The organism is Streptomyces sp. CG 926 (assembly GCF_003148825.1).
GTDB lineage: Bacteria > Actinomycetota > Actinomycetes > Streptomycetales > Streptomycetaceae > Streptomyces.
Window position 1 is genome coordinate 171,062 of sequence record NZ_QGGZ01000006.1, and the last position, 22,869, is coordinate 193,930.

Consider the following 22,869-nt stretch of genomic DNA (forward strand, 5'->3'; position numbering starts at 1 on the left):
GCCGCCCGGTCTCTTGCTCAGATGAAGCCGAGTGCCGAGGCTCCGCCGAAGCCGCCCAGCAGGATGAAGACCGGCATCAGGACCTTCAGCTCCACCCAGCTGCCGGCGCGGAAGCGCATCGCCTTCGGCGGGCCGATCGGGTACCAGCGCTTGCCTGCGATCGGCAGGGGCCACAGGACCGGGCAGCCGGAGACGGTGAGCGCGTCGCCGATGTCGTGGACCAGCGCCCCGAGCACGATCGGCAGGCCGAGCCAGAGGTACTCCTGGCCCGTACCCGTGAAGAGCCAGTTCGCACCGTTGCCGGGCTGGTCGAGCACCCCGGCCAGGATCCAGGCGCTGGTCGCGCCGAGCAACCAGACCAGGACGTCGCTGGACATCCGGGCGGCCCGCCACAGCAGGCCTTCGACCGCCAGCACCAGGTGCACGAAAAGCAGGGCGAGGACACCCCAGCGGTCGGCGGTGACGGCGAGCAGGGAGGCCCCGCCGCCGATCAGCACGGCCCAGAGCCAGGTGTGCGTCAGCGTGCGGTGGCCGCCGGTGCGGCGGGCGTCCTTCTTGGAGCGGGTGCCCTTGTAGACGGCGTACGAGATCTTGTCGACCACCTCGCACACGCCTTTGGAGAGCGGTCCGAAGGCGCGCGAGATCGTCGCCGACTTGTGGTCGAGGTCGGGGGCGAGGGCCGCCCCGGCGCAGATCAGCGCGCCGACGACGAGGACCGGCCAGGGCATGGGGTGGCCGGCGGCCGCGGTGGCCGCGCCCACCCCCAGCCAGGCCGCTGCACCGGACAATGAGTGCGCCGGACCCATCATGGTCGTTTCCCGCCCCGCTGGTGTGTGGTCGGGCCCGGTCGACTGGTTCGTTCGGGCCGCATCGACGGCACAGCGTACCGTCGGTGATCTTCGTTCCGTCCGCCGGTTCCCTGATCCGGGGGGAAGCCAGGCAAGATGGGGGGTGTGACCCTCATTGATCAGCTCCCGCCGAACGCCGACCCCGACGCCCTCTTCGAGGCTTTCTCCTCGTGGGCGGAGGACCAGGGCATCACCCTGTACCCGGCTCAGGAGGAGGCGCTGATCGAGGTCGTCTCCGGGGCGAACGTCGTCCTGTCCACCCCCACCGGCTCCGGCAAGAGCCTGGTGGCGGCCGGCGCGCACTTCACCGCCCTGGCCCAGGACAAGGTCACCTTCTACACCGCCCCGATCAAGGCGCTGGTGTCGGAGAAGTTCTTCGACCTGTGCAAGCTCTTCGGCACCGAGAACGTCGGCATGCTGACGGGCGACGCCTCCGTGAACGCGGACGCCCCGGTGATCTGCTGCACCGCCGAGGTGCTGGCCTCCATCGCCCTGCGCGACGGCAAGCACGCCGACATCGGCCAGGTCGTGATGGACGAGTTCCACTTCTATGCCGAGCCGGACCGCGGCTGGGCCTGGCAGATCCCGCTGCTGGAGCTGCCGCAGGCGCAGTTCATCCTGATGTCGGCGACCCTCGGCGACATGAAGCGGTTCGAGGAGGACCTGACCCGGCGCACCGGCCGGCCCACCTCGGTGGTCCGCTCCGCGACCCGGCCCGTCCCGCTCTCCTACGAGTACGTCACCACCCCGATCACCGACACGATCACCGAGCTGCTGGAGACCCGGCAGGCCCCCGTCTACATCGTGCACTTCACCCAGGCCCAGGCGGTCGAGCGGGCGCAGTCGCTCATGAGCATCAACATGTGCACGCGCGAGGAGAAGGACAAGATCGCCGAGCTCATCGGCAACTTCCGGTTCACCACCAAGTTCGGCCAGAACCTTTCCCGCTACGTCCGACACGGCATCGGTGTGCACCACGCGGGCATGCTGCCCAAGTACCGCCGCCTCGTCGAGAAGCTCGCCCAGGCCGGCCTGCTGAAGGTCATCTGCGGTACGGACACCCTCGGCGTCGGCGTCAACGTCCCGATCCGCACGGTGCTGTTCACCGCCCTGACCAAGTACGACGGCAACCGGGTCCGCACCCTGCGCGCCCGGGAGTTCCACCAGATCGCGGGGCGCGCCGGCCGGGCCGGCTTCGACACCGCGGGCTATGTGGTCGCCCAGGCCCCCGAGCACGTCATCGAGAACGAGAAGGCGCTCGCCAAGGCCGGCGACGACCCGAAGAAGCGCCGCAAGGTGGTGCGCAAGAAGGCTCCCGAGGGCTTCGTCGCCTGGTCGGACACCACCTTCGAGAAGCTGATCGCCGCCGACCCGGAGGCGCTCACCTCCCGCTTCAAGGTCACCAACATCATGCTGCTGTCGGTGATCGCCCGGCCGGGCGACGCCTTCCAGGCGATGCGTCACCTGCTGGAGGACAACCACGAGCCCCGCAAGGCCCAGCTGCGGCACATCCGCCGGGCCATCGCGATCTACCGCTCGCTGCTGGACGGCGGTGTGGTCGAGAAGCTCGACACCCCGGACGCGGAGGGCCGCACCATCCGGCTCACCGTCGACCTCCAGCAGGACTTCGCGCTCAACCAGCCGCTGTCCACCTTCGCCCTGGCCTCCTTCGACCTGCTGGACCCGGAGTCCCCCTCCTACGCGCTGGACATGGTCTCCGTCGTGGAGTCCACGCTGGACGACCCGCGCCAGATCCTCGCCGCCCAGCAGAACAAGGAGCGCGGTATCCAGGTCGGCCAGATGAAGGCCGACGGGATCGAGTACGAGGAGCGGATGGAGCGGCTCCAGGACGTCACCTATCCCAAGCCGCTCGAAGAACTGCTGTCGCACGCCTACGACGTGTACGCGAAGAGCCACCCGTGGGTGCGCGACCACCCGGTCTCGCCGAAGTCGATCATCCGCGACATGTACGAACGCGCGATGACCTTCACCGAGTTCACCTCCTTCTACGAGCTGGCCCGTACCGAGGGCATCGTGCTGCGCTACCTGGCGAGCGCGTTCAAGGCGCTGGACCACACCATCCCCGACGACCTCAAGTCCGAGGACCTCCAGGACCTGATCGCCTGGCTCGGCGAGCTGGTCCGCCAGGTCGACTCCAGCCTGCTGGACGAATGGGAGCAGCTGGCGAACCCGGAGGTGGAGACGGCGGAGCAGGCCCAGGAGAAGGCCGACCAGGTCAAGCCGGTCACCGCGAACTCGCGCGCCTTCCGCGTCCTGGTCCGCAACGCCATGTTCCGTCGGGTGGAGCTGGCCGCCCTCGACCACGTCAACGTGCTGGGCGAGCTGGACGCCGAGTCCGGCTGGGACGCGGATGCCTGGGGCGAGGCCCTGGACGGGTACTGGGACGAGTACGACGACCTGGGCACCGGCCCCGACGCGCGCGGCCCGAAGCTGCTGCAGATCGAGGAGGACCCGGCGCACGGCCTGTGGCGCGTCCGCCAGACCTTCGCGGACCCCAACGGGGACCATGGCTGGGGCATCAGCGCCGAGGTCGACCTGGCCGCCTCCGACGAGGAGGGCCGGGCCGTCATCCGGGTCACCTCGGTCGGCGAGCTCGGAGCGCTCTGACCGTCCCTCGCACCCCGCCGTACCCGCCCGCCCCGCCCGCCTCACCGGACCTGCCGGACCCGCCGGACCCGACCGTGGAGATCCTCTGATGACGAACCCCGCCGAGAGACTGGTCGATCTGCTCGATCTGGAGCAGATCGAGGTCAACATCTTCCGCGGCGCCAGCCCGCAGGAGTCCCTCCAGCGCGTCTTCGGCGGGCAGGTGGCCGGCCAGGCGCTGGTGGCCGCGGGGCGCACCGTCGAGAGCGACCGCCCGGTCCACTCGCTGCACGCGTACTTCCTGCGCCCCGGCATCCCCGGGGTGCCGATCGTGTACCAGGTGGAGCGGGTGCGCGACGGGCGGTCCTTCACCACGCGCCGGGTCACCGCGGTCCAGCAGGGCAAGACGATCTTCAATCTCACCGCCTCCTTCCATCAAGCGGAGGAGGGCGGCATCGAGCACCAGCTGCCTCCTCACCACGTTCCTCATCCGGACACGCTCCCCAAGCTCGCGGACGAGATCCGCGAGCACCTCGGGGCGCTGCCGGAGGCGCTGGAGCGGATGGCCCGCCGCCAGCCCTTCGACATCCGGTACGTCAACCGGCTCCGCTGGACTCCGGAGGAGCTCAAGGGGTCCGATCCCCGCAGCGCGGTATGGATGCGCGCGGTCGGCCCGCTGGGCGACGACCCCCTCATCCACACCTGCGCCCTCACCTACGCAAGTGACATGACCCTCCTCGACGCCGTGCGCATCCCGGTGGAACCCCTGTGGGGCATGCGCGGTTTCGACATGGCCTCGCTGGACCACGCCATGTGGTTCCATCGGCCCTTCCGTGCGGACGAGTGGTTCCTGTACGACCAGGAGTCGCCCATCGCGCACGGCGGCCGTGGTCTGGCCCGGGGCCGCATCTACGACGTGGAGGGAAGGCTGCTGGTGTCCGTGGTCCAGGAGGGCCTCTTCCGCCCGTACCCCGCCAAGCCGTCCTAGCCGGCCCGTCCGACCCGGCCCACCCCGTCGTCCGAGCCCGCCCCGTCGTCCGAGCCCGCCCCGGAGAACTGAGCACACCGATGCCCACCCCTGCCGTCCCCTGCCCTTGCGGGCTGTCCGCCACCTACCAGGAGTGCTGCGGACCCTTCCACTCCGGTGCCCGCTCGGCGCCCACCGCCGAGCGGCTGATGCGCTCCCGGTTCAGCGCCTTCGCGGTGGGCGACACCGCCTACCTGCTGCGCTCCTGGCACCCGGACACCCGCCCGGACCGCCTCGACCTGGATCCCGAACAGCGTTGGGAGCGGCTGGAGATCCTCGCCACCGAACGCGGCGGGATGTTCGAGACGGAGGGCTCGGTGGAGTTCCGTGCCCACTACCGCGAGGGTCGGCACACGGGCTCGCTGCACGAGCACAGCAGTTTCTCCCGCGAGGCCGGGGCCTGGGTCTACGTCGGCCCCCTCTCCCCCGTCGACTTCGACTGATCGCGCGCCCCCGCGAGGGCGAAGTCCAGGCTGGTGCGGTACCAGTGGATCTCGTCCGGCGGACCGGCCTTGAGCAGTCCCGACGCCACCGCGGCAGCCGCCGGTACCTGTGGGTGCCCGTACGGCGGGGGCGGGCCGAGGGCTGCCAGGACGATCCGCTCCGCCGGGTCGGGCACGGCCTCCAGCAGCTCGACCTCGGGGAGTACGGAAGCCAGCACGGCGGCGCGCTCCCACGGGTCGGCTGTTCGTCTCAGCAGCAGCCCGACGTGCCGCCCGCGCCACGAGCGCGGGCGCAGATCCGTCTTGGCCGCCATCAGCTCCCGGTCCGCCGACGGCGCGATGCCGCGCAGCAGTGCGGGCTCGCGCGCGGCGAAGCTTCGTAGCTCCTTGGTCAGATACAGCCACACCACGGCCCGGTACCGGTTGATCCGATAGCCGACCGGGGTCACGTGCCCGCAGCGTGCGAGCCGGGTGAACCGGCTCGGGCCGACCCCCACCACCTCGGCCGCGGCCTCCGCCCCGGCCACGGTCTCGACCTGCTCCCGCAGCGCGCCCGGCGGTTCCGCCGCCGATCCGACCCGGTCCAGCTCGGCCCGTGCGTAACGCGCGGCGCCGCCGAGGGTACGCGGTCCGGCCCGTACGATCCCCAGCTGGACCGCCCTGGCGAACTCGGCTCGGCTCAGCCCCAGTTCACCGGCGGCCTGCGCGCCACCCAGCATCACGTCCGTGGCGCCGTCGGCCACATCCTCCCGAAGTGTGGTCCCCATCTGCGTCATTACGTCCTCCCCCACGAGCAGTGATTACTCTGTGTGAAGAACGTAACTCAACGCAATGACACCCCGCGAGGCCTGTGGACAACTCCCCGAGCGGCTCGAACCCGGCTCGATCTCGGCACGAGTCTGCTCAGCTCGGTTCAGCTCGGCTCGGCTCGGTTCAGCCGCCGGTGATGCGCCGTTCCGCGACGCCCAGGTGCTCGCCCACCCGGTTGACCAGCAGCGTCATCTCGTACGCGACCTGGCCGATGTCCGATTCGGCGGCGCTGAGCACGCACAGGCTGCTGCCCGCGCCCGCCGCCATGACGAAGAGTGCTCCCTCGTCGTACTCGATCATCGTCTGCCGTACCTCGCCGGCCCGGAAGTGGCGGCCGGACCCCTTGGCAAGGCTCTGCAGGCCGGCCGCGACGGCCGCCAGGTGCTCCGCGTCCTCCCGTGCCAGGCCCGCGCTCGCCCCCGTGACCAGGCCGTCGTTGGACAACACCACCGCGTGCCGCACCTGCTGGACCCTGCGCGTCAGGTCGTCCAACAGCCAGTCCAGTTGCTTGTCCAGTGCCATTCCCAGCCCCTCCCCGTTGACGTCGGCCACTTGGCCGCGCCCCACCCCGCATAGTCGTGCCGCAAGCCTTCCCCACCAGCGCCTTTCGGGCAAGGAGGATGTCCCCATGACGAAGAAGATGACTCAAGAGGAATGGCGGGCATTCGTCTCGCACTCCACCCGCACCGGAGAGCTCACCACCGTGCGCGCCGACGGAAGTCCGCACATCGCTCCCATTTGGTTCGTACTCGACGGCGATTCCTTCGTCTTCAACACCGGAAAGGACACCGTCAAGGGGCGCAACCTGGCCCGCGACGGCCGGGTCGCGCTCTGCGTGGACGACGACCGGCCGCCTTTCTCCTTCGTCGTCCTGGAAGGCCGCGCCGAGATCAGCGAACACAGCGACGGCCCCGACGAACTGCTCGCCTGGGCCACCCGGATCGGCGCCCGTTACATGGGCGAGGAGCAGGGCGAGGCCTTCGGCCGCCGCAACGCCGTCCCGACCGAACTCCTCGTCAGGGTGCCCATCGACAAGGTGATCGCCCTCGCCGACATCGCCGACTGACATCCACCCCCGCCGACCGGCCGGTTCACACGGAATCGGCCTGCGGCTCCACCGAGTCCAGCAGCCGGGCGGTGTGCACCCGCCCGGCGTACTCGACCAGCCTGATCAGCACTTCCTTCCCCGAGTCCCGGTCCCGCGCATCACACAGCACCACCGGAGTCCCCTGTTCCAGGTCCAGCGCCCGCGACACGTCGTGCGCCCCGAACCGCCGGGCGTCCGTGAAGCAGTTGACGGCCACCACGAACGGGATCCGCCGGTGTTCGAAGTAGTCCACCGCCGGGAAGCAGTCCTCCAGCCGCCGCGTGTCGGCAAGGACCACCGCGCCCAGCGCGCCCTGCGACAGCTCGTCCCACAGGAACCAGAACCGGTCCTGCCCCGGCGTGCCGAACAGGTACAGGGACAGTCCGGATCGGATGGTGATCCGCCCGAAGTCCATGGCCACGGTCGTGGTCGTCTTCTGGGCCACGCCGCCCGTGTCGTCGACCAGTTCACCCGCCTCGCTCAGCGCTTCCTCCGTCCGCAGCGGCCGGATCTCGCTGACCGCGCCCACCAGCGTGGTCTTGCCCACCCCGAAGCCACCCGCGACCAGGATCTTCAGCGCGAGCGCGGCCAGTTCGGGATCCTCCCCGGGACCGGGATCCACCCCCGGGGCCGGTCCGGCAGATCGGTCGTCATGCTGTCCCATCAAAGCGCTCTCAATCCCTCGATGACTTCACGCAGAATCCGCTCGTCCGGTAGTTGCGCGGGCGGTACGGGCCGACTGACCTTGACGTGCCCGCCCTCCAGCAGGTCCCCGAGCAGCACCCGCACCACCCCCACCGGAAGGTCGGCGTCGGCGGCGAGTTCGGCCACCGACTGGGTCTCGGACCGGCAGAGTCCGAGCAGTGCCCGGTGCTCGGGGCCCATCAGGGACTCGGCCGCCTCGTCCGTACCCTCCGGATCGACCACGACCAGCGCGATCAGATCGAAGCGCACCCCGTGGGGTCCCGGCTTCGTGCGCCCGCCGGTCATGGCGTACGGGCGGACGAGCGGGCCCGCGTCGGAGTCGTACCACTGGCCGTTCATGTGCCGGACCGCCGCCCTCAGCCTGCGGCCGGCGGGTGCGCCGCGAACCGGGGCGGGGTGTAGAGGTGCTCGCCGACCCGCTTCACCAGGCGGGCCATCTCGTAGGCGATCAGGCCGATGTCGGCGCCCGCGGTGCTGAGCACGGCCAGGCAGGAACCGTCACCGGCGGCCGCGACGAAGAGGAAGCCCTCGTCCATCTCGACCATCGTCTGGCGCACGCCCCCGGCGTGGAAGTGCCGGCCCGCGCCCTTGGCCAGGCTGTGGAAGCCGGAGGCCACCGCGGCCAGGTGCTCGGCGTCCTCCCGGCTGAGCGCGCTGGAGGCGCCGACCGCCAGGCCGTCGTTGGAGAGGACCACGGCGTGCCGGACCTCGCGGACCCGGAGCACCAGGTCGTCGAGCAGCCAGTCCAGGTCGCCGGACCTGCGGCCGCCGTCGAGGTCGATCCTTTGATGTTCGATCATCACACTTCTCCTTCGCTGCCTGCGTGAGGGGAGTTCTCCTGGGCGCCGCGGACCCAGCCGGCCCGGTAGGCCGCCATCCGATCCCGGGCCTGCTCCGGGCTGCGGCCCGGCGGCTCCTCGGGAGGACGGGCCGCGCCTGGGGCCTTGGGGGCGGGGGCCTCCCGAAGCTGCGGCACGAGGCTGGCCTGGCGCACCCGGCGCGGCAGTTCCGTCACCGAGGCCGGGGGCGCCGCGGCGGCCGTCTGGGTACGGGCGCCCGCGCCACCGGGGGTACGCGGCCGGAGCGAAGCCACCGGTGCCGGGCGGGGCTCCTCGCCTACGGGATGCGGCGCCGGGGCCTGAGACTGGGGGTGGGGGTGGGGGTGGGCCTGCGGCTGGGGGTGGGCGTCCTCCCGTACGACGGTCATGGCGGGTGGCTCTTCGGCCCGCAGGACCGCCTTCGGGGATGAGGACCGGGACGGGGTACGGGCCGGAGCGGCAGCCGGCGGCTCCGGTCGCACCGCCGGGTCGGATTCCGGGGCCTCGGCGGAGATCGTGGCCGAGCCGTGGGCGGAAGCGGTGGAAGCGGCGGAAGCGCCTGCAGGGGCTCCGGCGGGGACTCCGGCCGTGATCGCGCTCTGGAGCATGGAGTTGGGCAGGAGCACCACCGCGGTGGTACCGCCGTAGGGCGAGGTGCGCAGGTGCACCTTCACTCCGTGGCGCGCCGAGAGCCGACTGACCACGAAGAGCCCGAGCCGGTCGCTGTCGAAGAGGTCGAGCGACTCGGACTGCTCGATGCGACGGTTGGCGTCGCCGAGGGTTTCGGAGCCCATGCCGAGGCCGCGGTCCTCGACCTCCAGGACGTAGCCGGCGCCGACGGGCTCGCCGCTGACCCTGACCTTGGTGTGCGGCGGGGAGAACTGGGCGGCGTTCTCGATGAGTTCCGCGAGCAGGTGGGTGAGGTCGGCGACCGCGCCCCCGACCACGGCGGCCTCCGCGAGCTGCCGGACCTCGATCCGTGGGTAGTCCTCGATCTCGGAGACGGCGGCGCGCACGACGTTCGTGAGCGGGACCGGCATCCGCCAGGCGCGGCCCGGGGTGGCACCCGACAGGATGATCAAGCTCTCCGCGTGCCGGCGCATCCGGGTGGTCAGGTGGTCGAGGCGGAAGAGGTCACCGAGTTCGTTCGGGTCGTCGGTACGCCGCTCCATCGAGTCCAGCAGGCTGAGCTGCTTGTGGACGAGGACCTGGCTGCGGCGGGCGAGGTTGACGAAGACGCCGGAGATCCCGCTGGCGAGTTCCGCCCGTTCGACGGCGGCGCTGAGCGCGGCCCGGTGAACGGTGCCGAGCGCCTCGCCGACCTGGGTGATCTCGTCCTCGGCCGGTGGCCCGGGCGGTGTCTCGGCGGCGACGTCGATCTCCTGGCCGGCGCGCAGCCGTTCCATCGCCTGCGGGAGTTTGCGGTGGGCGATCTCCAGGGCGGTGTTGCGCAGCGACACGAGTTCGACGACCAGGCCCCGGCCGATCCGGACCGAGATGACGAGCGAGGCGGCGACGGCCACCAGGCCCAGCAGCACGGCGGCCCCGGCCGGGGTGAGCGCCCCTTCGGTGAACGGGTCGGCCCGGTCGGCGGCTGCGACCTGCGCCCCCGCCTCGACCTCCCGCATCGAGGAGGCGATGACGTTGTGGGCGGCCTCCCAGCCGGCGGGCACCCCGCGGCTCTCCTTGGCGGCGCCGGCGGCCAGCGCCCGGTCCTCGGCGCCGGTGAGGTCGGCGTAGGCCGCGCTCTTGGCGGCGGACTCCCAGACGGCCTGCTGGTCGGCGGGGAGGTCGCGGGCGGCGGAGTCGGTGAGCGCGCGGCGGGCCTCCACGGCGCCGGTCAGCTGCCGAAGCGTTTCGGCGGTACGCGGGCCGGGGGCGGCGAGCAGTGCGTCCTCCCGGGACAGCAGTTCCGCGGCGCGGGAGAATTCGAGCAGGACCCGGGCGTCGGGGCCGAGTTCGGCCTTCTTCCCGCCGGTCAGGGCGCCCCCGACGGCGAAGGCGGAGTCGACCACACGGGTGTAGATGGTGTAGGCCGCCTCGGGGGTGGCGCGGCGGTCGGCGATGTCCTTGCGCGAGGCCGCCAGGCTTTCGGCGGCGGCGACGAACGCCTCCATCCGGACCACGATGTCGGAGCGGTAGTCGCCCGAGTCCGCGACGGTGTGCTGGTCGCCGAGGCGCAGCCGCTGCACGGCGGCGTCCGTCCGGCGGGCCTGCTGGTCCAGGGCGCCCTGGTCGGCGGCGGGGTCGGCGAGGAGCCGGACGGCGGCGCGGCGTTCGGCCTGGAGCTCGGTGACGGCGGCGGCGACGGGCGTGCGTATCTCGGTGTCGACCTGGTGGACGCGGCTGAGCCGGGCCATGTCCTGGGCGGTGTTGACGGTGGCGAAGGCCCAGAGGGCGAGGAGCGAGACGACCGGGACCATCAGCAGCGAGACGATCTTCGCGCGGACGGTGGCGGGACGCAGCCGCAATCGCGGCCGGGGTCCACTCGGGCGCGCGGCGGGCGGGTAGGGCCGGTGGGCCTGGAGCTCGGCCGGTTCCTCGGCGGGCGGCCCGGCGTGGGCCCGGCGGCCGCGTGCCGGGGGCGCGGGCGGCCTCGGCGCCGCTGCTTCCGGTTTTCTGCGGGGTGTTCGCATGGGCTCCTCGTTCCGGGCGGTGCCTACGGGTGCGGTGGGGCGGGGGGGGCGGGGGGGGGACTGCAGAGCGGGGGGGCGGGGGGGGGGGGGGGGGGGGGGGGGGGGGGGGGGGGGGGGGGGGGGGGGGGGGGGGGGGGGGGGGGGGGGGGGGGGGGGGGGGAGGGGGGGGGGGGGGGGGGGGGGGGGGGGGGGGGGGGGGCCCGGCGGGGGGGGGCGGGGCTGCGGGACGGAGCTGCGGGGCGGGGCTGCGGGGGGGGGGTGTGACGGCCGGTGCGCGGTGGTGCGGTGCCGCGGGATCGGCGTGGTCGACGGGCCGGCCCGTGCGCGCCGCGTGGCCGGTGGGCCGCCGGTGTGCGGTCGGTCGTCGGTGGGTGGTCGGTCTGGTCGGTCGTCGGTGGGTGGGCGGTCGGTGGGTGGGTGGGCGGCGGTCGCACGGGTGGGCCGCGGTCGGTCGGGGCGGCCTTCGGTGGGTGGGCAGTCGGGTGGGTGGGCAGTCGGGTCGGCCGTCGGCCGTCGGTCGGCGGTCGGCAGTCGGTGGGTGGGCGGCCGGCCGTCGGGCGGGCGGCGGGCGTCGGTGGGAGGGTCAGTGGGCCGTCATCGTGCGTTCCCCCACCTGCCCGTTCGAAGCGGAGCCGGCGCGCCCGTCGACCGTCGGGGAGAGCGCGACGAAGGCGGCGGTGATGAACAGGTAGGACCCCAGCCCGACGGCGAGCGGGAAGATGAACTGCATCGCCGTGGCACCGGGCAGGACCGCGTCCGAAGGGCTGACGCTGACGGCGACGGCCATCATCCCCGTGTAGTGCATGCTGCTGACGGCGGCGCCCATGACGAGCGAGGCGACGGCGACCGCCAGCGGTGACTTGATGTTGAGCGCGGCCCACAGGGCTGCGGTCGCGGCGATCACGGCGATGGCGACCGAGAGTCCGACCGTGAGCGGATCGTAGGAGACCTCTCCGTGCAGTCGCAGGGCCGCCATGCCCATGTAGTGCATGCTGGCGACACCGAGTCCGGTGGTGAGGCCGCCCAGTACGAGGGACCTGCCGCGTTCCTTGCCGTAGCCGACGGCGAAGACTCCGGCGCCGACGACCAGCATGGCAACGAGCAGGCTGAGGATCGTGAGCGGCACGTTGTAGCGGATCTCGGTGCCCGTGACCTCGAAGCCGAGCATCGCGACGAAGTGCATGGTCCAGATGCCGGTGCCGATGGCGGAGGCCGCCGTGAGGAGCCAATTGCGGCGAGAGGCCCCGGTGGTGGCGAGCGCGCGGACGGTGCAGCGCAGCCCGAGGGCGGCGCCGATCGATGCCATCACGTATGACAGCACGGGTGTCAGCCACCCATAGGCGGCGTGGTCCAGATGTCCCAGGTGTCCCATGGCCACGGGACGCTAGTCCGGGTGAGGGCGCGAACAAGGGGCGCATTTCGAAAGCAGCTGGAACTGCTGGAATATGACAGAGCTACGTTCATCTCCGATCACACCACGTGCCAGCTTGCACACGGTCCGCTGGGACGCCGCCGGCGGACACCCGTGGGGGATCATGGGCGCATGAGCGAAGACCAGACACACGTGCAGGAGTTCTTCGGGGCCCGCGCGGCCGACTGGGACCGCAAGTTCCCCGGGGACGGGCCCGCGTTCACCACTGCCGTGACCGAGTTCGGACTGCGGCCCGGGGACCGGGTGCTCGACGCGGGCTGCGGCACCGGGCGGGCCATGACCGCGCTGCGGACCGCCGTCGGACCCGGCGGGACCGTGCTCGGAGTGGACCTCACCCCGCAGATGTTGGCCGCCGCGCGGCGAGCGGGGCGGGACGCCGACGGCGCCCTGGTGCTCGCCGACGTGGCCCGGCTGCCGTTGCGCGACGAGGCGCTCGACGCGGTCTTCGCCGCCGGGCTCATCGCCCACCTGCCCGACCCCGGGGCGAACCTGCGTGAGCTCGCCCGCGTGGTCCGTCCCGGTGGCGGGCTCGCGCTCTTCCACCCGATCGGGCGAGCGGCCCTCGCCGCGCGCCACGGCCGCGAGCTGACCCCCGAGGACATGCGGGCCGAGCACAACCTCGGCCCGCTGCTGAGCGGTTCGGGCTGGGACCTGACCTCGTACGCGGACGACGACGACCGCTTCCTGGTGCTGGCCGTGCGCCGCCCGTGAGATACGCCTGTACGTCGGCCACCGGCCCGGGGTCCGCGGAGGTGCCCGGGATCAGGTCGGAGGCTGGGCCTCGGCTCCGGCGGGCCGGCGGGGATGCGGCACGGGGCAGCCACCCGAGCCGGGCACGGGGAACGTGCCGAGCTCGCCCACGTCGTAGCCGTCCGGATAGCCCTTGATCTCCGGGTTCTGGCGGGCGTAGTGCGGGGCCCGGCGCGGGGGCAGCAGCCGTACCGCGCGGCCGCGCAGCCACAGGGCACCCTGGACCAGGCGCCGGACCGGGGCAGGCGGGGCGTCGTACCGGAAGGCACCCAGGAGCGACTCGTCGAGGAGGGCGAGACTCGCGCGCCGCACGGCGGGGGCGACCGGCGCCGGGTACCAGGAGGCCATGAGGTCGAGCGTGGAGTCGGCGACCTTGCGGGCGCCTTCGTCCCAGCCGAAGTGGGCCTCCTCGTAGGCCGCGAGAGTGGCTTCGAACTCCTCATAGGAGCCCGGGATGTCCGTGATGCCCAGATGGCGGCCGAGGGTGGCGTAGTAGTTCGCACAGGCCCGACGCTCGTGGTGGGTCAGCGGACGCCAGCCGTAGGCGTCCAGCCAGCGCGCCGGAATCACCACGAACGTGCACAGGACGTACCGCATGTCCTCGTTCGAGATGTCGTAGCTGCGGTGCATCTGGTTGACGCGGCGGATGGCGGTGCGCGCGGTGTCGTTCTCGAAGCCGTGCTCGACGACCGCGTCCAGGAGCAGCGCGGTGTCGTCGTAGCGCTTCTGGGCGCGGTCGGTGAACTCGGCGGTCTCGGCCAGCAGGCCACCGATGCTCGGGACCGCATAGGTCCGGAACAGTGCGAGTTCCAGGGCGCGGGTGAAGTCCCAGGGGAACTCGTAGGTGGCGGTGAGCCGGTAGATGGCGAGGAAGTCCTTGTCGGGATCGAGACGGAGGATCTCCCTCAGCCGATCGTAACGCTGCACCTGGTGTCCCTTTCTGTGGCGGGTCCCCAACTCTACGTGCAGGTAGCAGCCTTGGAAATCGTGTCCCGCAAGCTCTCGACGGGCGGGTTACCCGCTGGTTAAGGTGCGCCGACGAGAGAGCTACCAGGAGGCCAGGTGTCCGACGACGAGGGTGGCGGCTCGCTGTACGTGCTGACCGCTGTGCTGCTGACCCCGGCGCAGTTCCCCAGCATCCTGGGCGACGACTTCCCCGAGGCGTGCGCCCTGCTGGGCGTGGCGCCGGGCGGGGAGGGGTACGGGCTGGTGCTCGGCCAGGACGAGGAGGGCGCGCGCTGGACGGTCGTCGTGGACGACGTCTCGCTCGTCGCGACGGCCATCGCCTCCTGGGACTGTGGGATGGAGTACGACCTGTCCCCCGACGAACGGTCGATCGTGGTCTCGCTGGCGGGCTGGCCACTGGAGTTGTCGGTGGCCGCGTCGGGGATCCCGGATCCGCACGATCCCGAGCAGGGAGCGGACGGCACGGGGCGGGTCCCGCTCGCCCCGCCCTCGGCGGAGGCGTGGGGTCCGGTGCAGCGCCGGATGGGCGCGGACCAGATAGCGCGGGAGTGGGCGGACTGGCGGGAGCGCGAGGCCACGGACGGTGGGGCGGCGGCCGCCGCGCATCCCGGCCTCGCGCGGGCGCTGGAAGAGGCCTCGGCGTACACGAAGACCCCGCCGCCGCCCGGCCGGGTGCGGTCCTCCTTCGCCGGCGAGGGGGCCAGGACGCTGCGGGTGGACGGGCCCGGCTGGTCGCTGGTGGCGCGTACCGGCGAGGCGGCCTTCGTCCTGCTGGACGAGGAACCGAGCGAGGTGCTCACCGTTCCCCACGACGGGGAGGCGGATCTGCCGGACCTGCCGGACCTGTTGACGGCGCTGGACCGGATCGCGGTCCGCCCGTCATGAGCCCGCGGGGCGCTGTCATGAGCCCAAGGGGCCCTGTCATGAGCCCGCGGGCGCCGATGTCGACAGCGACGACGATGGCGACAGCGACAGCGACAGCGACGACGATGGCGACGGCGACGGCGACGGCGACGGCGACGGCGACGGCGACGACAGGGGCCGTGATGTACGCCCCATACCGATCGGTTCGTCGACGCCCGGGGTCGGGCGCGGTCCGCGCGGACCCCTCATGAGAGAAAAGATTCGGCCTGAGTGGCTGGAAATAGCTCTGGATCCCCCTCGTCCGGAATGATCGAATCGGCCAGTCACGCGGCTCAAAGGTGTGCCCCGCGCACCTGCGGCCCATTCCACGACGGAGGCCATTCTTGAATTCCATGTCCTACCTGGACCTGCACCGGGAAGTTTCGCAGGACATCGACGCGGAGATCGACACCGCGCTGGAGCGCCTCGGCCCCCTGGCCGGCACGACCAGGAACTCGGTGGCCAAGCTCTTGGAGCAGCGCAAACTGAGACATCCCCTCTCGGTGCTGCCGCTCCTCACGCACGCCATAGAAACCGGTAATCCGAAACCGGCCATTCCGCTGTCCGCCGTCCATCTGCTGTGGTGGACCTCGGCCTGCTATCTCGACGACCTGGCGGACGCCGACGGCGCCTCCATCTCCGGTGAGCTCACCGAGAACGAAGCACTGCTCGCCTCCGTCATCACGGGCAACTCTCTCCCCATTCAGATCCTCCTGTCGCAGGATCTCCCGGAATCGGCGCGCAGTGCGCTGATAACCGAGATCCTCAACGGCTGGATCATCGGCGTCGACGGGCAGATCGACGACATGCGCGGGGACATCGGCTGCGCCTCGCGGAAATCGGTGGTCGAGACGTACCGCGGCAAGTCCGGCGCCCCCTTCGGGATGATCACGGCGATGGCCGCCATATTCTCGGGAACGACGGCCGAGAAGGTGGAGCTGTGGCGTGAATTCGGCTACGTCTTCGGCATCCTTTGGCAGATATTCAACGACCAGGAAGACATCCTGTCCGGTCGCAATGAAGACCTGCTCAACGGCACCGTCACCTATCTCCTCGCCTCCGTCGTCGAGGACGCCTCGCCCGATGACCGGGAGCGCATCCTGGGTCTGTGCGCTGCCGCCGGGCGCTCACATCAGGCCAGAACGGAACTGGACGGGCTGCTGCGGACGCCCACCGCCCTCGCCCGGTACCGGGCGGAGATCGACGTGTTCCGCGCCGAGGGGCACCGCATCCTCGACGAACTGGGCGGTGACGAGACCTACTTGCCGGTGCTCCGGCACCTCGTGGACCACGCGTCCCAGATGTTGCTCGAAGCCGACCTCGACCTCGATCTCACACCGGTCGCCGTACGGGGCGCCGCCTGACCCCGGTCGTCGTGAGCGGCGCCGCCGGACCTTGCCGTGGCGAGCGGCGCCGCCGGACCCGCGCCGCGCGAACCGCGTCGTCGTGAACCGCGCCGCCCGACCCGCTTCGTCGTGAACCGCGCCGCGCGGGCGGGGCCGCCACACCACTCGGGCGTGACCGCCACCGAGCGGGTACGCACGAGGACCTCGCCCCGCGGTCACGCCCGCCGGGCTCCGCATCGAAGCCGGAGCCCGGCCGCACCCCGAGGGGCGACCGCGCGCGCGGCCGCCGTCAGCGGCCGATCTGCTTCCTGGACACACCCCGCAGCCGACGCCGCTGGGAGGGGTCCAGCAGGAGATAGGCGGCGAGCGGCACGCCGATCAGGACCAGCAACCCCGCCCAGAACCCCACCGTCCAGAACAGTGCGATGGCTGCCACGACTCCGGCAACCGCGATCTTTCCGCTCGTGGACATCTGCGGACACCTCCTTCTGCCGTCGACCACTACTCACCCCCTCAACGTGCCGTCACGACCGCGCGTTCCCCTACGCCCGACCGACCTTCGAAGTGACCCGGGTCACGGCGGCGCTCCCAGCGTCGGGCGCCCGCGTTGGGGTACCCTCGGCCACCCCGTACCCAGTAGTCAAGTTTGAGGAATGCGTGCTCTCCGAGATCTCCGGCCTCATCCACCACTCCGCCGTGTTCCTTCCCGCCGACCCGGCCCGCTGCGGCCGGATCGCCCTCTGGCGGCCCGACGGCAAGCCCGTCGCCACCGCTGCCGGGGCCTCCGTCGGTGGCCTGGAGGAGCTCACGGTCATCACCCCTGACCTGCGTCGGGCCACCGTGCTCGCGCTCGTCCTGTCCATGGACGAAGCCCTGCCCCTGCTCACCCGCGCCCGGTCCACCGCGGCGGAGGCCGACACCGTGGCCGCGGGTGCCGGCACCGCGGCGTTCTGGGGCGCCGCCGCGCTGCTCGCCCTGCGCTTCGCCGCGCGCGGGCAGCTCCTGCCCGGCTTGAGCCCCACCGGGCACGACGCCTGGAGGATCGGACCTCTGGGGGCCGCCGACCTCGACGAGATCCGGGAGCTGGCCGCCGCTATGCCGGCCGCCGCCCACTGCGTGCCGCTGAACTCCGACGGACCGCCCCGGCTGCCCGCGCCGGAGCCGTTGCTGCGGGCCTTCCTCGATGCCGTCGCCGACACCCTCCCCCGCTCTCCCGCCGCCCCGGCGGCCGCCGGTGGGCCCACGTACGCCGACCGCCCGCCGCGGCTCCACCCCGAGCTGCGCGGATGGGTCGCCGAGGTCGCCGCCGGCCACGACGCCGGGGTGCGGATCTCCCTACGGATCGAACTCGACCACGTCCCCGACCCGGACGCGGTACATCCCCTCGAAGCCGCGCCGGAAGCCGCCCCCGATTCCGCCCTCGACGCCGCCCCCGTCTTCCGCGCCGTCCTGCAGCTGCACAGCCCGGCCGACGCCGCCCTCGTCGCCGACGCCGCCGACGTCTGGGCCGGCTCCGGAGCCACCGCGGCCGCCTTCCCGGCCGGAGCCCGGATGGACGCGCTGCGCGCCCTGCGCCGCGCCTCCCGAGTGTGGCCCCCGCTCGCCCCACTGCTGGGCGCGGCCGTCCCGGACTCGGTCGAACTCGCCGACGAGGAGGTCACGGAGCTGCTCGGCGAAGCCGCCGCCGCCCTGGCCGCCGACGGGGTCCAGGTGCACTGGCCGCGAGGTCTCCTGCGCGACCTCAGCGCCCGGGCCGTCCTCGGCTCCCCCGACGACACCACCGTGAGTGCCCGCCCCTCCGGCCTGCTCTCCCCGGGTGCCCTGCTTTCCTTCAGCTGGCGCCACGCCTTGGGCGACCAGGGCGATCTGACCCGGGCCGAGCTCGACCGCCTGGCCGAGTCGAAGCGCCCCCTGGTGCGGTTGCGCGACCGCTGGGTCCTGGTCGATCCCGCCGAGGCCCGCCAGGCCCGCGCCCGCCAGGACCGTAGGATCGCGGCCGCGGAGGCGCTGGCCGCCGTACTCACCGGGTCTGCGGAGATCGACGGCAAGCGGGTCGACGTAGCGGCCACCGGTCCGTTGGAAGGACTACGTGCGCGGCTGACCGCCGACCCGCAGGAGGAGACCGACGCCGTCGACGTGCCGCCGCAGCTGCGCGCCACCCTGCGGGACTACCAGCTGCGCGGCCTGCGCTGGTTGGCCCGGATGACCTCGCTCGGCCTCGGCGCCTGCCTCGCCGACGACATGGGCCTCGGCAAGACCGTCACCCTCATCGCGCTCCACCTGCACCGCAACCGGCCCGAGGACCCCACCACCGCCGGACCGACCCTGGTGGTCTGCCCGGCCTCGCTGCTGGGCAACTGGCAGCGGGAGATCGAGAAGTTCGCCCCCGGCACCCCCGTACGTCGCTTCCACGGCCCGGGCCGCAGCCTCACCGACCTCACCAGCCCCACGGGCCCCACCGACCTCAGCGGGGGTTTCGTCCTCACCACCTACGGCACCATGCGCCTGGACGCGCCCGCACTCGCCGCCGTCCGCTGGGGCATGGTGGTGGCCGACGAGGCCCAGCACGTCAAGAATCCGCGTTCCTCCACCGCCAAGGCCCTGCGCACCATCCCGGCCCCGGCTCGCGTGGCCCTGACCGGCACCCCCGTGGAGAACGACCTCTCCGAGCTGTGGGCCGTCCTCGACTGGACCACCCCCGGGATCCTGGGCCGCCTCGGCACCTTCCGCTCCCGCTACGCCGACCCCGTGGAGAACGGCCGCGACCCGCAGGCCGCCGCCCGGCTCGGGGCGCTCGTCCGGCCGTTCCTGCTGCGTCGCAAGAAGTCCGATCCCGGCATCGCACCCGAGCTGCCGCCCAAGACCGAGACCGACCACGCCGTCGCCCTCAGCCCCGAGCAGACCTCGCTCTACGAGGCGGTCGTACGCGAGACCCTCGCCGCGATCTCGGAGTCGGACGGGATGGAGCGGCGCGGTCTGGTGGTCAAGCTGCTGACCTCCCTCAAGCAGATCTGCAATCACCCGGCCCATTACCTGCGGGAGCACGGTCCGGCGGAACCCGGCGCGAAGGCGACCGGTGGCGGCGGCGCCCGCTCCGGGAAGCTGGAGCTCCTCGACGAACTCCTCGACACGATCCTGGCGGAGGGCGGCTCGGTCCTCGTCTTCACCCAGTACGTGGCGATGGCCAGGATCCTGGAGAAGCATCTGGCGGCCCGCGGGATCAGCTCGCAACTGCTGCACGGGGGGACGCCGGTGCCGCGCCGTGAGGAGCTCGTGGACCGGTTCCAGGCGGGTGAGGTCCCCGTCTTCCTGCTGTCCCTGAAGGCGGCGGGCACCGGGCTGAACCTCACCCGGGCCGGGCACGTCATCCACTTCGACCGCTGGTGGAACCCGGCCGTCGAGGAACAGGCCACCGACCGCGCCTACCGCATCGGCCAGACCCAGCCCGTCCAGGTCCACCGGATCATCGCCGAAGGCACCGTCGAGGACCGGATCGCACAGCTCCTCGCGCGCAAACGGGCACTCGCCGACTCCGTCCTCGCGGGCGGCGAGGGCGCGCTGACCGAACTGACCGATGCCGAACTGGCCGAACTCGTGGCGCTACGCCCGATCACACGCGGGGAGTGAGCGATGAACAGCCGAAACCGAAACCGAAACCGACACCGAGACCAAGACCGAGACGGAGGCCGGGACCGGGAGCCGTACGAGAAGACCTTCCCGGCCGTTGCGCCCCTTCGCGGCCGCGGCTTCGCCCACACCTGGTGGGGCCATGCCTGGCTGCGCGCCTTGGAGGACAGCGCGCTCGACGGGACGCAGGTCAAACACGGTCGCCGGTACGCCCGCTCGGGCGCGGTCGGCGCGGTGTCGGTGCGCCCCGGCGGGATCACCGCGGTGGTGCGCGACCCGGACGGGACGGCGCATCGGACGGACGTGCTGGTACAGGAGTTCACGCAAGCGCAGTGGAACCGGCTGTTGGATCTGGCGGCCGCGGAGGCCGGGCACATCGCGGCTCTGCTCGACCGGGAGGTGCCGCCGGAACTCGCCGAGGACGCGGCCGCCGCCGGGGTGGAACTGCTGCCCGGCATCGGGGACCTCGATCCGCGCTGCGACTGCGGTGAGTGGGACCACTGCCCGCACACGGCCGCGCTCTGCTACCAGGTGGCTCGGCTGTTGGACCAGGACCCCTTCGTCCTGCTGCTCCTGCGGGGCCGGGGCGAGCGGGAGCTGGTGGACGACCTGGCGGAGCGGAGCACGGCGGAAGCAGAAGCGGAGGCTCCGGACGGGCCCGTCGACGAGGGGGTCCCGGCGGCGGAGGTCTTCGCGGCGGGTGCTGCCCGTCCCGTGCTGCCCCCGCTGCCGGAGCTGCCCGAGGCGCCGGGCCAGCCTCCGACGCTGGACACGGAGGCGGAACCGGAACCGCCTCTCGATGTGGACGCGGTGGAGTTCCTGGCCCAGGCGGCCGCGACCGAGGCCCACCGGCGGCTCGCGGAGGCCCTGGCTCCGGGCCACGCCGATCGCGCCCCGACGGCCCCGCTCACGCTCGCCGAGGACGCCGTACGCCTCACGGCCGAGGCCGATGACTTCCGGGTCCGCTCCCGCCTGGCGGCGGCTACCGGACGCAGCCGGGCCGAGATGGAACTGGCCGTACGCGCCTGGGGCTTCGGCGCGGCCCCGGGCCTCTCGGCGCTGGAGGACGACTGGACGCCGGACCGGAGCACCCTGGCCCGCGCCCGGGCGGCCCTGGCCGCGGCTTGGGCGGACGGGGAGGCGCCGGCGCTCCGCCGGGTCCGCGCCCGCTGGACGCAGGCGGGCACCGACCGCCAGCTCCGGCTGGGGCGGGAGGGACGCTGGTGGCCGTACCACCGCGAGGCGGGGCGGTGGATCCCGTCCGGTCCCTCCGCCCCGGACCCGGGCTCGGCGTGGGAGGCCGATCCCGCCCCGTGAGGTTTCGGCCCCGCGCGGGCGGCGTACCACCGGCGCCCTGGCCGACACACGGCTTGCCGGGACCCGATCCCCGGACGACGATGGGGACGCTCGACGGCTCAGCAGCTCGACGGCTCGACAGCTCGGCAGCCCAGCAGCTCGACGAGTCCGGGGCTTCGTAATTCCGCAAACTCCGCATACTCCGCAACTCCGCAGCCCCGTACCGCGCGGAACCACAGGAGGGTGACATGGGCGATCCGTCGGTGGCGCTGCCGGGCGGGGCCGATCCGGCCGCGCGGACGCGCGAACTACGCCGGGCCCATGCCGCGTTCACCCGGGACGGGCGGGTCGACGCCCCGGTGCGGGCGGTCATCGCGCGGTCCTGGCGGCGGTGCGCGCGAGCCCGCCTCAGCCCGGAGTGCACGCCTCGGGTGGAACTCACGGAGGCGGAGCTGCGGTCGTACCGCCAGGAGCACCCGCTGGCCCGGGTGATGCCGCTGTTCCGGGATCTCGTCGGGGCGTTCGCCGCGGACGGGGCGCATCTGCTGGCCGTGTGCGACGCGCGGGGCAGCCTCTTGTGGGTGGAGGGCGAACCGGGCACGTTGCGGCGGGCCGAGGGCCTCGGCTTCGTTCCGGGTGCGCGCTGGGCGGAGTCGGCGATGGGGACCAACGCCCCCGGGACGGCGGTCGCGACAGGTGAACCGGTGCAGGTCTTCGGGGCCGAGCACTTCAGCCGCCGGGTGCACCCGTGGACCTGCGCGGCAGCGCCGGTGCGGGACCCCCGGACGGGCAGGCTGCTGGGGGCCGTGGACATCACCGGGGGCGACAGCCTGGCCCACCCGCACTCCCTCGGCTTCGTTCAAGCGGTGGCCCGAGCGGCGGAAGCCCAGTTGACGCTGCTCGAACCGAGGCCGCCGGCCGCCGCGGACACCCTGGCCGCCTTGGGCCAGGACGAGGCTCTGTTGGTGACCGCCGGTCGCACCCTTCGACTGGGACGGCGGCACAGCGAGATCATGGCGTTGCTGGCGCACCACCGCGAGGGTCTTTCGGGCGAGGAGCTGGCGATCGCCCTGTACGAGGACGAGTCGGTGTCACCGGTGACGCTGCGGGCCGAGATGTCCCGGCTGCGCGCCCTGCTCGGACCGTCGGCGCCGCTTTCGCGGCCGTATCGCACGGCCGGTCCGCTGGACACCGATTTCACCCTCCTGACCAGGCAGTTGGCCGCGGGGGCGGTGTCCGCGGCCCTCCATCGCTACCCCGGGCCGCTGTTGCCGGCCTCCACCGCGCCCGGCATCGTCCGGCTGCGGCGCCGGATCGAGGAGCAGGCGCGGGCGGCGGTGATCGCGCGGGCCGATGCCGGGCTGCTGGCCGACTGGGTGTGCCGCCCGTGGGGCGCGGACGACCCGGAGGCGTGGCGGGCGCTGGCGACGGCGCTGCCGCCGGAGCGCCGTCCGGCCGCGCTCGCCCGCGTACACGCCTTGGACCGGGAGCTCGGCGCGCGCCCGGATCCCGCTGGTCGGCGGCGTGCAACGTATCCGCAACCTGCCCGCTCCTAGCCTCCCCCCGAG

At 72.8% G+C, this 22,869-nt stretch carries 20 protein-coding genes; 10 read left to right on the plus strand and 10 right to left on the minus strand.

What is annotated here, in order from left to right:
* Positions 1-17: 17 nt before the first annotated feature.
* Positions 18-809: a metal-dependent hydrolase gene (locus tag BCL76_RS17790; RefSeq protein ID WP_030732753.1), complete on the minus strand. Its 792-nt coding sequence runs from the start codon at positions 807-809 to the stop codon at positions 18-20.
* A 144-nt stretch (positions 810-953) separates the two neighbouring features.
* Between BCL76_RS17790 and BCL76_RS17795 the strand changes: the two genes are divergently transcribed.
* From BCL76_RS17795 to BCL76_RS17805, 3 genes are all read left to right on the plus strand, one after another.
* Positions 954-3,476 (plus strand): DEAD/DEAH box helicase, encoded by a 2,523-nt coding sequence (locus BCL76_RS17795; protein WP_109780693.1) that lies wholly within the window; start codon positions 954-956, stop codon positions 3,474-3,476.
* Positions 3,477-3,564: 88 nt separating this feature from the next.
* Positions 3,565-4,443, plus strand: a complete 879-nt coding sequence (locus BCL76_RS17800) for an acyl-CoA thioesterase (RefSeq protein WP_109780476.1) — start codon at positions 3,565-3,567, stop codon at positions 4,441-4,443.
* An 80-nt stretch (positions 4,444-4,523) separates the two neighbouring features.
* Positions 4,524-4,925, plus strand: a complete 402-nt coding sequence (locus BCL76_RS17805) for a YchJ family protein (protein ID WP_109780477.1) — start codon at positions 4,524-4,526, stop codon at positions 4,923-4,925.
* Here BCL76_RS17805 and BCL76_RS17810 read toward each other — a convergent pair.
* Together BCL76_RS17810 and BCL76_RS17815 are read right to left on the minus strand one after the other, a co-directional pair.
* Positions 4,889-5,692 (minus strand): DUF6397 family protein, encoded by an 804-nt coding sequence (locus BCL76_RS17810; RefSeq protein ID WP_146228397.1) that lies wholly within the window; start codon positions 5,690-5,692, stop codon positions 4,889-4,891. The genes BCL76_RS17805 and BCL76_RS17810 overlap by 37 nt on opposite strands.
* Positions 5,693-5,858: 166 nt before the next feature.
* Complete coding sequence (locus BCL76_RS17815) at positions 5,859-6,257, minus strand: roadblock/LC7 domain-containing protein (RefSeq protein ID WP_030009154.1); 399 nt, start codon at positions 6,255-6,257, stop codon at positions 5,859-5,861.
* A 106-nt stretch (positions 6,258-6,363) separates the two neighbouring features.
* Here BCL76_RS17815 and BCL76_RS17820 point away from each other — a divergent pair, with 106 nt between their 5' ends.
* Positions 6,364-6,801, plus strand: a complete 438-nt coding sequence (locus BCL76_RS17820; protein WP_109780479.1) for a PPOX class F420-dependent oxidoreductase — start codon at positions 6,364-6,366, stop codon at positions 6,799-6,801.
* A 25-nt stretch (positions 6,802-6,826) separates the two neighbouring features.
* Here BCL76_RS17820 and BCL76_RS17825 read toward each other — a convergent pair whose 3' ends face one another.
* The 5 genes from BCL76_RS17825 to BCL76_RS17850 all read right to left on the minus strand — a co-directional run bounded on the left by BCL76_RS17825 (position 6,827) and on the right by BCL76_RS17850 (position 12,344).
* Entirely contained in the window at positions 6,827-7,489 is a 663-nt protein-coding gene (locus BCL76_RS17825; protein ID WP_375137936.1) for a GTP-binding protein, read from the minus strand.
* A complete protein-coding gene (locus BCL76_RS17830; RefSeq protein ID WP_109780480.1) occupies positions 7,486-7,866 on the minus strand; it encodes a DUF742 domain-containing protein in 381 nt (126 codons plus the stop codon). The genes BCL76_RS17825 and BCL76_RS17830 overlap by 4 nt, the downstream gene beginning before the upstream one ends.
* A 17-nt stretch (positions 7,867-7,883) precedes the next feature.
* Complete coding sequence (locus tag BCL76_RS17835) at positions 7,884-8,327, minus strand: roadblock/LC7 domain-containing protein (protein ID WP_109780481.1); 444 nt, start codon at positions 8,325-8,327, stop codon at positions 7,884-7,886.
* Positions 8,327-10,981, minus strand: a complete 2,655-nt coding sequence (locus BCL76_RS17840; protein ID WP_109780482.1) for a sensor histidine kinase — start codon at positions 10,979-10,981, stop codon at positions 8,327-8,329. Before BCL76_RS17840 ends, BCL76_RS17835 begins: the two co-directional genes overlap by 1 nt.
* Before the next feature lie 583 nt (positions 10,982-11,564).
* On the minus strand, positions 11,565-12,344 hold the full coding sequence (locus tag BCL76_RS17850) for an MHYT domain-containing protein (protein WP_109780694.1): 780 nt from the start codon (positions 12,342-12,344) through the stop codon (positions 11,565-11,567).
* Positions 12,345-12,524: 180 nt separating this feature from the next.
* On the opposite strand from BCL76_RS17850, the gene BCL76_RS17855 reads away from it, so the two are divergent.
* On the plus strand, positions 12,525-13,124 hold the full coding sequence (locus tag BCL76_RS17855) for a class I SAM-dependent methyltransferase (RefSeq protein WP_109780483.1): 600 nt from the start codon (positions 12,525-12,527) through the stop codon (positions 13,122-13,124).
* Between the two features lie 51 nt (positions 13,125-13,175).
* On the opposite strand, the gene BCL76_RS17860 is transcribed toward BCL76_RS17855, so the two are convergent.
* Entirely contained in the window at positions 13,176-14,090 is a 915-nt protein-coding gene (locus BCL76_RS17860; RefSeq protein ID WP_109780484.1) for an oxygenase MpaB family protein, read from the minus strand.
* Between the two features lie 135 nt (positions 14,091-14,225).
* Between BCL76_RS17860 and BCL76_RS17865 the strand changes: the two genes are divergently transcribed.
* Both BCL76_RS17865 and BCL76_RS17870 read left to right on the plus strand, forming a co-directional pair.
* Positions 14,226-15,014, plus strand: coding sequence for a hypothetical protein (locus BCL76_RS17865; protein WP_109780485.1), 789 nt, complete (start codon positions 14,226-14,228; stop codon positions 15,012-15,014).
* Between the two features lie 371 nt (positions 15,015-15,385).
* Entirely contained in the window at positions 15,386-16,396 is a 1,011-nt protein-coding gene (locus BCL76_RS17870) for a polyprenyl synthetase family protein (RefSeq protein ID WP_181382616.1), read from the plus strand.
* A 271-nt stretch (positions 16,397-16,667) separates the two neighbouring features.
* On the opposite strand, the gene BCL76_RS17875 is transcribed toward BCL76_RS17870, so the two are convergent.
* Entirely contained in the window at positions 16,668-16,850 is a 183-nt protein-coding gene (locus BCL76_RS17875; RefSeq protein ID WP_030767739.1) for a hypothetical protein, read from the minus strand.
* 185 nt (positions 16,851-17,035) lie between these two features.
* Between BCL76_RS17875 and BCL76_RS17880 the strand changes: the two genes are divergently transcribed.
* The 3 genes from BCL76_RS17880 to BCL76_RS17890 all read left to right on the plus strand — a co-directional run bounded on the left by BCL76_RS17880 (position 17,036) and on the right by BCL76_RS17890 (position 22,857).
* Positions 17,036-20,005 (plus strand): DEAD/DEAH box helicase, encoded by a 2,970-nt coding sequence (locus tag BCL76_RS17880; RefSeq protein WP_109780487.1) that lies wholly within the window; start codon positions 17,036-17,038, stop codon positions 20,003-20,005.
* 159 nt (positions 20,006-20,164) lie between these two features.
* Entirely contained in the window at positions 20,165-21,322 is a 1,158-nt protein-coding gene (locus BCL76_RS17885) for an SWIM zinc finger family protein (RefSeq protein WP_146228398.1), read from the plus strand.
* A gap of 227 nt (positions 21,323-21,549) precedes the next feature.
* Positions 21,550-22,857: a GAF domain-containing protein gene (locus BCL76_RS17890; protein WP_109780489.1), complete on the plus strand. Its 1,308-nt coding sequence runs from the start codon at positions 21,550-21,552 to the stop codon at positions 22,855-22,857.
* The last annotated feature ends 12 nt before the right edge of the window (positions 22,858-22,869 follow it).